Here is a 12,472-nt window from a genome sequence, read left to right as displayed (position 1 = left end):
GAGTAAACACGGCACCTGTGGGAGCTGGCTTGCCTGCTCCCACAGGGGTACGGCGTCGGCCTTTAGAAATGAACGCGCCCGGCGCGTTTCAACACGGCGTTGAGCAAGACATCGGTGCCTTGGCGTACATCGTCGGGCAAGACATCTTCGGCTTCGTTGTGGCTGAGGCCGCCGACGCAGGGGATGAAGATCATCGCGGTGGGGCAATAGCGCGCCAGGTGAATCGCATCATGGCCGGCGCCGCTGACGATGGTCTGCTGGCTGTAGCCCAAGGCGTCAACCGCAGCCTGCACGCAGGCCACGCACTCGGCGTCAAACGGCGTGGCCGGGCTGATCCAGTGCGGCGTGATGGTGACGCTCAGGCCACGGTTGTCCGCGATTGCCTGCAGGCGTGCACGCACTTGCTGCTCCATGGCGTCGATATCGGCGTCGTGGTGATGGCGCAGGTCGACGGTAAAATTGAGCAAGCCGGGAATGGTGTTGCGCGACGACTTAGCGATGCTCAGTTCACCCACAGTGGTGAGCCCCTGCGGGGCAAAATCGGCAGCGAGGTTTTCCAGGGCCTGGATCATTTTCGCCGCGCCGTACAGCGCATCTTTACGCAACGGCATCGGCGTGGTGCCGGCGTGCGCGGCCATACCTTCGACCCGCACATCGAGCCAACGAATCGCTTGACCACCGGTGACTACGCCGATGCTGTTGGCGTTGTCCTCCAGGATCGGGCCTTGCTCGATATGCGCCTCGAAATACGCATCCACTGCGCCACCCAACGGGCGCTGACCGTTGTAGCCGGTGGTGCGCAACGCCTCGGCCACGCTGATACCGTCGACATCGGCGGTGGCCAGTGCCTTGTCCAGGGCGAGCGTGCCGGTGAATACCGCGGAGCCCAGCATGGCCGGGGTGAAACGGGCGCCCTCCTCGTTGGTCCACACCGCAATTTCCAATGGCTTGCGTGTCTGGATACCATGGTCGTCAAGGCTGCGGATCACCTCCAGGCCAGCCAACACGCCGTACACGCCATCAAAGCGCCCGCCTTCGGGCTGGGTATCCAGATGGCTGCCCATCATCACCGGGGCGGCGTCATTGTCGGTACCCGCGCGGCGAGCGAACAGGTTGCCGATAGCGTCCACGCTCAACGTCAGGCCAGCGGCTTTACACCAGTGACTGAACAGCTCCCGACCGGCCTTGTCTTCGGCGCTCAATGCCAGACGGCAGCTGCCACCGCGTGCCGTCGCGCCGATCTCGGCCATGGCCATCAGGCTATGCCACAGGCGCTCGCCATTAATCTTCAACATTGCTGACTCCCTTAACTGTGTGCCATTTCCAGGCGATGAGCCGTGGCGTGGCGGCCTGACAAAGCGAGTACACACACCAACGACACCCCTGCGATCACGCTGTAGAACACCGCCATCGGCCACCATTGACCCAGGTACTGATGGGCCAGCCAGGTGCCGATCAGCGGCGTCAAGCCACCGGCCAACGCGCCGCATACCTGGTAAGCCAGGGAGATCGCGGTGTAGCGCACACGGGTTTCAAACAGGCCACTGACATAACCCGCGATCACGGCGTAGAACGACGCCATGCACACCACCGCCAAGGCGATGCCGAGGATGATCAAGGGCGCCTGGCCGCTGCTGACCAAGACGAACATCGGATACGGCGAAGCCATTGCCAGTACGCACATGGCGCACAGGAACCGCGTAGCGCCGACCTTCTCTGCCACCCAGGCGGCCAATGGCTGAACGCAGAACTGGATAATGGCCACGAAGAACAGGCATTCCAGGATCAGCGATCGCGGTAGGTCCAATTGCTGAGTGCTGTAGGCAATCATGAAGGTGTTGGTGAAATACACGCCGGCAATGCCCAACGTGTTGGCGCCAATGCACAGCAACAGTGGGCGCCAAGCGGTCTTCAGCACTTCCAGTACGGGGGCTTGGTCCTGCTTGATGGCGCGGGCTTTTTCCGCCTGGGCTTTTTCTTCGAGGAACTCCGGCGACTCGTTCACACCCAGGCGAATCGCCAGTCCGACCACCAGCAGCAAGGCACTGGCCAGGAACGGCAGGCGCCAGCCCCAACTGAGCAGGTCTTCTTCCGGCAGACGGGTGACAGCGCTGAACGCCAGCAAGGAAAGGATCAAACCCGCCGGGCTGCCCAGCTGCGCGAAGGATGCAAAGAAGTTACGACGCCCCTTTGGCGCATGTTCCCCGGCCATCAACACCGCCCCGCCCCATTCACCGCCCACCGCAATACCCTGTACTACCCGCAACAGGATCAGCAGCACCGGTGCGGCAGCGCCGATCTGGGCATAGGTCGGCAACAAGCCGATGCACACCGTGACCACGCCCATCATCACGAGAGTAATCACCAGGGATTTCTTGCGGCCGATGCGGTCGCCGATATGGCCGAACACGATGCCGCCCAACGGCCGCGCAAAAAAGCCCACGGCGAAGGTGCCGAATGCGGCCATGGTGCTGAACAATTTGTCGTCGGAGGGGAAGAACAGCTGACCGAACACCAGCGCCGCAGCGGTGGCATAGATGTAAAAGTCGTACCACTCGATCATGGTGCCGATAAAGGCGGCGGCCGCGGCACGGCGAGGCTGCGGCGAAGCGGAAGGCTTCATGGGGCTGGCTCCTTTGGTTATTTTTTTGGCAGGAGAAGGTCAAACCGGTGCGCTCTGGTGGCGCTTGTTAAGCCCGATTTTTCGGCCTGGGGCTATGATTAGTCAATTTTCTATTTATTATCTTGATTATAAGAACTGCTTATTATCGAGCGACCCCATGCCCGAATCTCGCCGCGATATTCACCCCCTGCTCAATGACCGCCTGGACTGGAACTTGCTGCGCACCTTCCGCGTGATCGGCCAGGAACTGAGCATCAGCCGCGCCGCCGCCCGCCTGCACCTCACGCAGCCGGCGATCAGCCAGGCGCTCAAGCGCCTGGAAGAACAGCTCGATTGCCAGCTCATCCTGCGCCGTGGCCCGCGCTTCGTGCTTACCGAGGCCGGTGAGCAGATCTTCGCCATTGCCGGTGAGATGTACGGCCAGGTCTCGCAGATGAGCAACGCCCTGCAAAAGCCGGGTGATGAAGTGATCGGCAAGGTGCGCTTGCTGATGATCAGCCGGATTAATTCCGACACGTTCGATGACTTTCTCGCGGGTTTTCATCGCGAGCATCCACGGGTCGAGCTGGAAGTCGAAGTGATGCGCAGCTCCGACATCGTCGCCGCCCTGCTGGAAAAAACCGCAACCCTGGGGCTCAGCCTCAATCGCCGGCCACAGCCGCGCCTGGAACAGCACCTGTTTCTGCGTCAGCGCTATGCGTTTTTTTGTGGGAAACACCACCCATTGTTCGGACGCACAGGCTTGGTCGAAGGGGACTTGCAGTCGGAAAACTTCGTGAGTTTTACCAGCGACCAGATCGGCGGGATGCTCTCGCCGCTGACGATTTTTCGCGATCAGCAAGGGTTCGGCGGGCGGATCGTGGCGTCATCATCCAGCCTGGAAGAAGTGCGGCGCCTGGTGATTGCCGGGTATGGCCTGGGATGCCTGCCGGTGCATGTGGTGGCCGAAGATGTGCAGAACGGGCTGCTCTGGCGGCTGCCGCCGGATGAGGGCATTGCGGATGTGGATATTCACGTGCTGTGGAATCGGGAGCAGAAGATGAGTCGGGCGGAGGGGGTGTTTATTGAGTGTCTTTTGGGGCGGTTGGCCAGAACATAATTGGCCGTATTCTAGTGCAACAAAAATTGTTACCACTTCGTCTCGGCATCACAGATTATTTACTGATGATCTATCCCAAAAATGAACAGCAGGACTTGAGCGCCGACGAGCGCAAGTCACTGAAGGCTGCGATTGAGCACTGGAGATAGCTATGAGCAGATTTTTTGATGAATTGATGGAAAGCGTTCAAGAGATGAACGAGATCCTGCACGGAGAACGGGAGCCCTCGCGTGAATTCCATGTTGACTCAATGCGAGTCAAAGAGATCCGGAAGGCGACAGGGCTGACCCAGGCTAAATTCGCAGCGTTGATTGACGTTCAGCTCGGCACGTTGCGCAACTGGGAGCAGGGTCGTCGAGAACCTACTGGGCCGGCGAAGGCGTTGTTGAAAGCTATCCATAATGACCCAGTACATGTACTGAATGCGCTGGCTAGCTAAAATAGATTCCACGGCGGCAGCTAAAACATCGTCATAACCAGAAAGCTCGAAGCTGAATCAACTTCGGGCTTTTTCATTTTTTATGCAGAGTGAGGACTCGTCAAAAACCTCACATCGATAGCACTGATGATTACTATCGAAACGAGCGCCTGCTCGATTGCCAGCACTGATTCCTATAATCGCCCCCAGCTTCCCTCTCCTGCGTCTGACTTCAGGCGACTTTCACCTTGGAATCCCACACCATGCCAAGCGCGAGCCAGGCCTCTAACGGCCTTCCCGAACATAATCAACAAAGCGTCAAACAGCAGTGGCTGGCGATTCTTTCGGTCGCCGTGGGTGCCTTTGCCCTGGTGACCAGCGAGTTTCTGCCGGTGGGCGTGCTCAACGACGTCGCCAGCGACTTGGGCATCAGTGCCGGCCACGCCGGCCTGATGGTCACCCTGCCCGGCATCATGGCGGCCCTTGCCGCGCCGTTGCTGTCGGTTGGCATTGGCGCCATGGACCGCCGCTATCTGCTGATCGGCCTGACGCTGGTCATGATCCTCGCCAACGGGGTGGTGGCCTTTGCCACCGATTTCAGCCTGCTGCTGTTCGGGCGTGTATTGCTCGGCATCAGCATCGGCGGCTTCTGGGCCACGGCCATCGCCCTCAGCGGCAGGCTGGCGCCCAAGGGCGTCGGCGTCGCAAAAGCCACGTCGATCATCATGATGGGCGTGACCCTAGCCACCGTACTCGGCGTGCCCGTAGGCACCTGGCTCAGCGGCCTGATGGGCTGGCGCATGACCTTTCTGGTCACCGCGCTGGTGGGAGTGCCAGTGCTGCTGGCGCAAGTCTTCCTACTGCCGCGCCTCAAACCGGAAAAGGCCATTGAGGTTCGTGACCTGCCAGCCCTGTTTATCAACCCACAAGCGCGGGTCGGGTTGATTGCCGTACTGCTGATCGGCCTGGCGCACTTTGCTGCGTACACTTATGTCGCGCCGTTCTTCAAACACAGCTCAGGCTTCGACGGGCCGACGATTGGCTCATTGTTGCTGCTGTATGGCGTGGCAGGCGTACTGGGCAATGTGTTCGCCGGCTTCGCCGCCAACCGCAGCGTGCGTAACACCTTGCTGCTGGTCGCGCTGATGATCGGGACCAGCACCGCCCTGTTCCCCTACTTCGCCACCGGTATGACAGGCGCCGTGGTACTGATCGCACTCTGGGGCTTTGCCTTTGGCGCCTTCCCGGCCTGCGCCAGTATCTGGATGTTCGTGGTGGCGCCCAAGGATGTGGAACGAGGCATGCCGCTGTTCGTGGCGCTGTTTCAGGTGATCATTGCCCTGGGCTCGTTCTTTGGTGGACGGATCGTCGACCAAATGGGCAGCGCGGTGTTGTTGAGCCTGGCCACTGTGTTGGTGGGGTTGGGGTTTGCGACCGTGCTGGTGTTGGGCCGCAAGGTGAGCAACAGCTTGGTGGCGCAGCCTGCCTGACCGAGTTGCAGCCACAAAAAAGCCTGCTGAGCGTTGAGTTCAGCAGGCTTTTTTCGTTTCAGAAGCAGGTATTTATTTGGCCGTGGGGAAATCACGCTCCAGGACAGCGTCCACCAAGGCTTGCGCGTTCTCAATCAATTGAGCCAGGGCCATGATCACGGGCGACTGTGTGCTGACTGGATCTTCGGCGCATTGGTAAGCGGTTTGCAGGGCAGATGACAGGATTTCGGTGGCGTTTGTGAGGGCTTCTTCGGTGCCGACGTCGGCGCCTACATGGAATATTTTACGCGGGGAAAATTCGGAATCAGAATCGAGATTGCTCATTGTGTAGCTCCTGTATGCAATGGGAACTGCCACATCCCGCTGTCAAACAGGATCAGGTGGCAGCTGTGCGCGGGTTGACAGACCGGTATACAGGACCCGGCGCACCCGAAGATGCCCCACGCACAGCCGCCATAAAACGACGTCACAGCAGAAACGCTGTAATCGCATGGAGGTCGTACACCTGTAAATCAGTCTGTCAAAACCGGTCGCCATGAGGGCGACGGCGGAAGGTTAGCGCCCTACCCCAGCCAGCGCAACCCTGCTCGAAAACCGCCGAACCCGCATAACGTAAGCACCTGTTTCGGAAAAGCTTGGTAATCAAAATGGCAGGCATAAAAAATCCGGAGCTCTTATCAGGAGTCCGGATTTTTTATGCGGGTCAGACCCATTCGGTGCTACAGCGCTTTTACCGGCTTAATCAAACTCTCTGCCGGAATCCCAAACATCTCATGTAGTTTCCAAATCATCGGCAGCGTAAGAGCTCGCTTCCCGTTCAGCACCTCATACACCCGATTCTTGCGCCCAATGGCAGGCACAAGGTCTGTCGCTGACAAACCGGACTGTTCCATCCTGAAACGTATGGCGTCCACCGGATTGGGCAGATCAACCGGAAAGTGTTTCGCTTCATAAGCTTCGATCAGCGTAATCATTACCTCAAGGTAATCCCCTTCAGGCGTCCCGGGCTCTGGTTCATTATCGAACAGCGGCGAGACAGCCTTCAGCGCTTCTTGGTAATCCTGTTCGGTATGAATGGGTCGAATGTTCATGGGTTACTCCATTTCCACAGTATCAGCGTCGACGGCGTCGTACTGCTTATGTGTGCCGACAAATTTGATATAGAGCGCGCCGTAGCGATAGGCCACAGCAACCACTAGCCGGTAGTCATTGCCTTTGATGTTGAACACGACCCGGCGGCTTTTGAGAACGCTCGCATGGCGAAATTGGCCCTTGATGTCTGCGGGCGTTTGCCAGTTCGCTTTCTTGACCTCGTCAATCCAGGCAAGGAGGGACTGCTCTGAATCCGGGTATTTCTGCCAGAAAGTCTTGAGCTGACTGATTGCGATGATTCTCATGAAATGATCCTAGTCCCGTGTTGGGACTCACACAAGTGCGTTTCATCTGTTTGTCGTGCTCTGATACCCCACCACGCTCAAAACGCCAAACTGAAATCATGAAGAAATTTTACAGTCAGACACCCAGCATGATCGGGTTGGTGAGGAAGCCGTCGTGGTCACTCACCTCGGCCAGCTGCAGTTCAGATGCACCGATGCTCATGGCCACTGCCACCACGCCGTCGATGCGACCAGGGATTTTGCGCTGGGCGAAGATGCGGCTGTCCTTCTGATCGGCGTCTAATACGGCGCTGGCTGCGTCCAAAGTAATACCGGGTTGGCTTTGATCTGGATGCGTTATTTGAATCGGCTTACTGGCCCAATTCCTTAGTCAAGACATGTGCACTGAATGCCAGGAAATCGCCCAGATGTTTGGTGATAATCGCAACGGTAATAGGCAACTGAAGCGTCTGATACTCATGCACAGCGATATTGCGGAAACCGACCATGTTTTTCAGGTTGGTGAGCAAGGAAGGATTCACCCATCCGCCCCGCGCCAGCAGCTCAAACACGTCACGAGCACGTTGGGGGACACCGAGGCGCTCACGACGAATCAGATGTTGCCCCATGTCCAGGGCAGCCTCACAGGTACGCAGAATATTGAGAATGGCCGCATCGTGACGGGTTAAGTCAGTGGCGAAACTGGCTGGATCCTTTTCGTACTCCTCCCGAGCACGAGCAACGCAGCGCTCAATGCTGGCAGCCTTGTTGATGAGTACATCATCGGCCATATACCGTTCCGTCCTTTTGAATGTCGACTAGCAGCTCTGCCCTGGCGCAATCCAACGCAGTTTTCTCGCTGAGTATGTAGCTCTCAAAGATACCCGCCTGACTGTCCTTGCTCCACAGGCGACGCCCTGTCGTTATGACTTGGTATTGCATGACCGTCGAGGCTGCGCGTAAGTCCAACAAATCAACGGGCACCTTGACGATATCCGCTAATTCCCCGGATAGACGCCACAGTTGCAGTGGGTCAATGCTTCCTTCAATCAGCACAGCCAAGTCAAGATCGCTGGCGGCATTTGCCTCCCCCGTCACCTGGCTGCCAAAGACGTACACTGCCAAAAGACCTGGAAGGTTAGCCTGCACATGCGTGAGCACTTTTTCGAAGTTCATGATCGACCCGCACTGTCATCAGGTAATGACGAACGTAGCAGAATTTACTTGCGCATTTCTGCTACAAAAACAAAAACCCCCAACAACCGTTAAGTTATTGGGGGTTTCTGTTTATAAATAATGGCGGAGAGATAGGGACTCGCCACACACCACGAAAAAACCCAGCAACCATTGTACCACAAGGCTTTCCATGTGAATCTACGTAGAATCTTTACGTAGAATTGGCCGCTGGTAGATGATCATGGCAAAGGCAAACAACCTAGAACTCCAAGGCGGCACGTACCACGTAAGGCTGGACGTCCCCAAGGACGTGCGGGAAGCATTTGGCGGTCGCAAGGTGCTATCCCAATCGTTGAAAACGGGATCGAGAGAAGAAGCCCTATACCGTCGCCTACCTATCCTTCACGCTTGGAAAAGTCAGATAAAAATCGCACGGCAAGGCAAACAGTTGCAGGATGGCTGGCAAGACAACGTAGCCATGATGGTTGAGCAACTTGACCAAATGGCGACTAGCGCCAAACGGGAAAGAATCGGCGAGAAAATCCCACCTCTGCCAGAGCCTGATCCCGAAGCGGTGAAGCAGGCGATGGAAAACCCGGAGGTAGTAGCAGCCCTTAAAGCGATGATTGAGCGCCGCAGGGGTGAGCCAATGGGGATGATCAAACTTGAGGATGACCTAGCCGACCTGTTCAAGGGGTTTGTGGGAAGACGATTGACCGAAAGTCACAACCTAACCCCTGATCAGAAGGACGAACTGGCAGTCCTGATCAAAGACCCTACCAGTTACAAAGCTCGCTCCCCTATCACCAAGACACGTCTGGCAGCATTCCGCACATACCGCCTTGAACATCACGTGGCACTCAAGACGGTAAACCAGCAGGAAGCGAAGCTGTTGAGCTTATCGGACCATCTTCAACAATCCGGTAGTCCTCTCGACTTCGATGCAGTTAGCACTTGGTTGCAAGGTATGACGCTAAGCAGCAAAACCAAGCAGCAATACCTGCTCGCTGGCAGCCAGTTCTGGCAATGGGCTTGCACGCATGAACCGCAGTGGCGACAGACCTTTAAAGGCCAAGTTAACCCGTTCGAAAAGCACACCCTGCCCACCGTCAAGGGCAAGGCAAAGAAGGAAGCAGCACGGAAAGCTTTCACCATCGAAGAAATTGGCGCCCTTCATACGGCGGCAAAGGAGCAGGGCCTAAACACACTTGCAGACTTGATCCTATTGGGAGCGCTCAGCGGCGGCAGAATCGAGGAGTTATGCCAGCTTCGCACGGAGAACTTGATCACTATCGAAAGCGTGCCAATGTTCGATATCACGGACTCAAAGACTGTCGCGGGAATCAGACAGGTCCCTATTCATCCGCAGCTAAAGAGGCTCGTTGCTCGCCTTGCCGACACCTCTACCGATGGATTCTTAATACCGTCCGAAAGCAAAAACAAATACGGCATTCGGTCAGACGCTCTTAGCAAGGCATTTGGCAGATTGAAAACGGCCAATGGGTTTGGGCGTACGCACGTATTCCACTCGATTCGTGCGACGGTGATCACCCAGTTAGTGCGAGCAGATGTGCCAGACAGATTGATCAGAGAGCTAGCCGGTCATGAATCGGGAACGGTGACGTTTGACGTTTACAGCAAGGGCTCATCACCCAAACAGAAGCTTGCCGCGATCAAGAAGCTCCCCACGATCCCAAGCAGTTAGCTGCCCTTGACTGAATCCTACAGCTCACAACCACCCGCCGACACAATCCTTGAAGGCATAAAAACGTCCAGCATCTGAAGGCTTGCAGAGAACAACTAAGTCCGTCTTAAATTATCCGGATGCAGCGCATACCTTCGCCCTGCTGGGGTGAGGCCAATATAAACCGCGTTACCAGCCAGCTCATCACCGACAAGGCCGCGTGTGGTCAGGACATCTAGAGCAGCTTGTACTGGTAACGGTGTTGTACCGACGCGCTCCTGAAGATCCCTTCTACTAGCGTGCATGTTGTTCTCCAGAAAGCCTGCAATCGTCATCAATACCATATGCTCAAGGTCGTTCAGGGGCGTGTCTACTGGATGCCTCAGCCGGTGAATTTCGCACTCTGATCGCCGTAGCTCCATCAGTGCGTACGCAAGCGCGGCAATGACGCTCAGACCAGAGATGGTCGTACACACCAAAAGCCAAAGGGGCATCGGAACCTCCTGAAAAAGCCACTCACTACGCTGGACAAGCCAGCCCCACAAGTTTGCCAGAATCGTTATGTCGAGATAGGCATCAAGAATCTTAGTCAGAAGCCAAGTAGCGACGATGCCGCCGATGGGGAGGAGTACAGATTTCTTTAAACTGAAGGTCCATATAGACATTTGTCCGCGCGCCATCCCTGATTTAGTGGCGAGAGGATAGCATTTACGAAAGTCGCGGGTGCACAGCGTGTCAGGTGTGCATACTCAGACTGAAACCGTATCGAGCACGAGGCGAAGATGGGCACCAATATGAAAAGGACCTTGGACGAATTTGTTGCCGGGTATCAGACACCCACAGAGAGCGCATGGATCAACGATCTAGCTATCAGAAGCTTCAGGGATATAGGGGATGGCGATTATATAGCTGCACGACTCGCACTCAGGGCCAGTCTGCCGACTCAAGCTATTTGGTCCGGTTTGCAGGCGGTCGAGAAGTATTTGAAGTGCATGCTCCTGCTGGGCAGGGTTAGTTCCAAGAATGTAGGACATGACCTCAACAAGGGCTTGCGGCTCGTAAATGAACGGTTGCGATTCGATATTTCGCTTCCCGACCGGGAGCGAAAAGTCTTCGAGCATCTAGCTGACTCGGAGGGCGATAGGTATTTAGTATCCTCAGTCTTCTTGCTTCACGACGAACTGCCGGGGCTCGACGCGCTCATTTGGCGACTCCGACAGTATTGCGTCCCGCTGGGTATAAAGCACTACAACGACACGCCAAACGAGTCTGTACTCCTAGCCAACCTCGCGGAGCTTAGAGAAAGACTTGAAGGTGCTCCAACTGACGGCTACATCCCTAATGGATTGCTGGAGAAAGTTTTAGCAGAAGAAGGCAAACCCGCCCATGAGGGCCTTGTCTGGCGTAATGCAATGTTCGGCAATGATGAACCTATTTCCCCTGGTGCAGGGCTGAACCCTTTTGTCGCTATAAATTCGCCCCTGTATCTTCATCCTGAAATCGCACGCCCTGTGAGCGAGTTAATCAGATTGCCTGCCGGGGCACTGGAAGCCTTTGAAACGTTAGCTGCTACCAAGAAGAGGTGATTTTCAGCCATATCTATTGCCCGCCGCTGAACTAGGATCGCAACTCAATGGGCGATTGGCTTGTGGCGGGGGGAAATAACCAAGCCCCCCCCAGAAATTTGCTGGAACGGCTCAACGGTGGACGCTGACGGTCATCGAAAGCTGTTGCTTCCTGAAAATAAGTCGTGTGTTGGGTGCCGCTGGGCTCGCTTCTGGCAGGCGTTGAGCCGAGTGCTGTCACTTGTATCTGGTGCAACGAAGCCCGCTCCTGGCGGGCTCTGTAGGCGTTACGGTCAGGCTTTCATTGCCCGCTGAACGGTGCTCAAGCTGACACCAAGGGCCTTTGCCACCTTGCGGAAGCTCGCCCCATCCTCTGCCATTGCCTTGCGGATAGCGTCATCGTCCACAGACTTAACACGTCCCTTGTAGACACCCTTCTCCTTTGCCTTGGCGATGCCCTCTGCCTGACGCTCACGAATCAACGCACGCTCGAACTGAGCAACACTGCCCAGCAGACCCAGCATTAGCTCCTGCATGGGGTTGGCTTCGCCGGTGAAGTGAAGTTGTTCCTTGTGAAACGAGACTGCCACGCCCTTACCAATGAGCCCCTTTACAAGGGCTAGCAGGTCTTCCAATGAGCGGGCTAGCCGGTCGATGCTGTGGACGTGGAGAACGTCGCCCTTGCGAACATGGCGAAGCATTGCCTGTAGTTCGGGGCGGTCAGTGTTGGCCGCTGACACCTTGTCTGTGAACACTTCGTCCAGGGCAACACCTTCCAACTGGCGAGCGGTGTTTTGGTCGGTGGATGAAACTCGAATGTAGCCGATGCTCGCCATTACTCTCCCCTCTGTATTCATTTAACTCTAGAGGTTTGAGTATGTCCGTGTTCATTAATAAAAACAAACCCTATTGAATACTATCCTTGTATTCACCGACGAGCGGTCTCAAGGGTATACCCAAATGAATACAATCTAAAAATTGATCCATTGACCCTCATCAAGCTATGGTGGCGATTTAACATACGCAGCAGGAATGATTTAG

The 12,472-nt window shown here is 56.3% G+C and carries 15 protein-coding genes and 1 pseudogene; 6 read left to right on the top strand and 10 right to left on the bottom strand.

What is annotated here, in order from left to right; translation table 11 throughout:
* Positions 1 to 62: 62 nt before the first annotated feature.
* Entirely contained in the window at positions 63 to 1,295 is a 1,233-nt protein-coding gene (locus tag N2A98_RS07495) for a Zn-dependent hydrolase (protein WP_044272856.1), read from the bottom strand.
* An 11-nt stretch (positions 1,296 to 1,306) separates the two neighbouring features.
* Positions 1,307 to 2,623: an MFS transporter gene (locus tag N2A98_RS07490; RefSeq protein ID WP_275623207.1), complete on the bottom strand. Its 1,317-nt coding sequence runs from the start codon at positions 2,621 to 2,623 to the stop codon at positions 1,307 to 1,309.
* Between the two features lie 157 nt (positions 2,624 to 2,780).
* Between N2A98_RS07490 and N2A98_RS07485 the strand changes: the two genes are divergently transcribed.
* The 4 genes and pseudogenes from N2A98_RS07485 (at position 2,781) to N2A98_RS07470 (ending at position 5,630) form a co-directional block, all read left to right on the top strand.
* On the top strand, positions 2,781 to 3,722 hold the full coding sequence (locus N2A98_RS07485) for a LysR family transcriptional regulator (protein WP_275623206.1): 942 nt from the start codon (positions 2,781 to 2,783) through the stop codon (positions 3,720 to 3,722).
* Between the two features lie 30 nt (positions 3,723 to 3,752).
* Positions 3,753 to 3,871: pseudogene (locus N2A98_RS07480) on the top strand (type II toxin-antitoxin system RelE/ParE family toxin); the annotation flags it as partial.
* A gap of 2 nt (positions 3,872 to 3,873) precedes the next feature.
* Positions 3,874 to 4,161: a NadS family protein gene (gene nadS, locus N2A98_RS07475; protein ID WP_032892906.1), complete on the top strand. Its 288-nt coding sequence runs from the start codon at positions 3,874 to 3,876 to the stop codon at positions 4,159 to 4,161.
* A gap of 242 nt (positions 4,162 to 4,403) precedes the next feature.
* Positions 4,404 to 5,630, top strand: a complete 1,227-nt coding sequence (locus tag N2A98_RS07470) for an MFS transporter (protein ID WP_003189535.1) — start codon at positions 4,404 to 4,406, stop codon at positions 5,628 to 5,630.
* A 72-nt stretch (positions 5,631 to 5,702) separates the two neighbouring features.
* On the opposite strand, the gene N2A98_RS07465 is transcribed toward N2A98_RS07470, so the two are convergent.
* From N2A98_RS07465 to N2A98_RS07440, 6 genes are all read right to left on the bottom strand, one after another.
* Positions 5,703 to 5,954 (bottom strand): DUF3077 domain-containing protein, encoded by a 252-nt coding sequence (locus tag N2A98_RS07465; RefSeq protein WP_047710305.1) that lies wholly within the window; start codon positions 5,952 to 5,954, stop codon positions 5,703 to 5,705.
* A 395-nt stretch (positions 5,955 to 6,349) separates the two neighbouring features.
* The gene (locus N2A98_RS07460; protein WP_017848700.1) at positions 6,350 to 6,721 is read right to left on the bottom strand and encodes a transcriptional regulator; all 372 of its coding nucleotides are present in this window, start codon (positions 6,719 to 6,721) and stop codon (positions 6,350 to 6,352) included.
* 3 nt (positions 6,722 to 6,724) lie between these two features.
* Entirely contained in the window at positions 6,725 to 7,027 is a 303-nt protein-coding gene (locus N2A98_RS07455; protein WP_057701155.1) for a type II toxin-antitoxin system HigB family toxin, read from the bottom strand.
* Between the two features lie 115 nt (positions 7,028 to 7,142).
* Complete coding sequence (locus N2A98_RS07450) at positions 7,143 to 7,331, bottom strand: hypothetical protein (RefSeq protein ID WP_078802701.1); 189 nt, start codon at positions 7,329 to 7,331, stop codon at positions 7,143 to 7,145.
* Between the two features lie 46 nt (positions 7,332 to 7,377).
* Entirely contained in the window at positions 7,378 to 7,797 is a 420-nt protein-coding gene (locus tag N2A98_RS07445) for a DUF86 domain-containing protein (RefSeq protein ID WP_078802700.1), read from the bottom strand.
* Complete coding sequence (locus tag N2A98_RS07440) at positions 7,787 to 8,182, bottom strand: nucleotidyltransferase domain-containing protein (protein ID WP_275623205.1); 396 nt, start codon at positions 8,180 to 8,182, stop codon at positions 7,787 to 7,789. Before N2A98_RS07440 ends, N2A98_RS07445 begins: the two co-directional genes overlap by 11 nt.
* Before the next feature lie 241 nt (positions 8,183 to 8,423).
* On the opposite strand from N2A98_RS07440, the gene N2A98_RS07435 reads away from it, so the two are divergent.
* Complete coding sequence (locus N2A98_RS07435) at positions 8,424 to 9,887, top strand: site-specific integrase (RefSeq protein ID WP_069788559.1); 1,464 nt, start codon at positions 8,424 to 8,426, stop codon at positions 9,885 to 9,887.
* Positions 9,888 to 9,982: 95 nt separating this feature from the next.
* On the opposite strand, the gene N2A98_RS07430 is transcribed toward N2A98_RS07435, so the two are convergent.
* Positions 9,983 to 10,531 (bottom strand): hypothetical protein, encoded by a 549-nt coding sequence (locus N2A98_RS07430; RefSeq protein ID WP_069788558.1) that lies wholly within the window; start codon positions 10,529 to 10,531, stop codon positions 9,983 to 9,985.
* Between the two features lie 117 nt (positions 10,532 to 10,648).
* On the opposite strand from N2A98_RS07430, the gene N2A98_RS07425 reads away from it, so the two are divergent.
* Positions 10,649 to 11,452: a hypothetical protein gene (locus N2A98_RS07425; RefSeq protein WP_069788557.1), complete on the top strand. Its 804-nt coding sequence runs from the start codon at positions 10,649 to 10,651 to the stop codon at positions 11,450 to 11,452.
* 272 nt (positions 11,453 to 11,724) lie between these two features.
* Here the strand turns inward: N2A98_RS07425 and N2A98_RS07420 are convergent, their stop codons facing one another.
* Positions 11,725 to 12,267: a recombinase family protein gene (locus N2A98_RS07420; RefSeq protein ID WP_069788556.1), complete on the bottom strand. Its 543-nt coding sequence runs from the start codon at positions 12,265 to 12,267 to the stop codon at positions 11,725 to 11,727.
* Positions 12,268 to 12,472 lie beyond the last annotated feature (205 nt).

Source organism: Pseudomonas sp. FJ2-5-13 (assembly GCF_029201605.1).
Classification (GTDB): domain Bacteria; phylum Pseudomonadota; class Gammaproteobacteria; order Pseudomonadales; family Pseudomonadaceae; genus Aquipseudomonas; species Aquipseudomonas lactis.
This window is presented reverse-complemented; position numbering and strand designations above follow the sequence as displayed.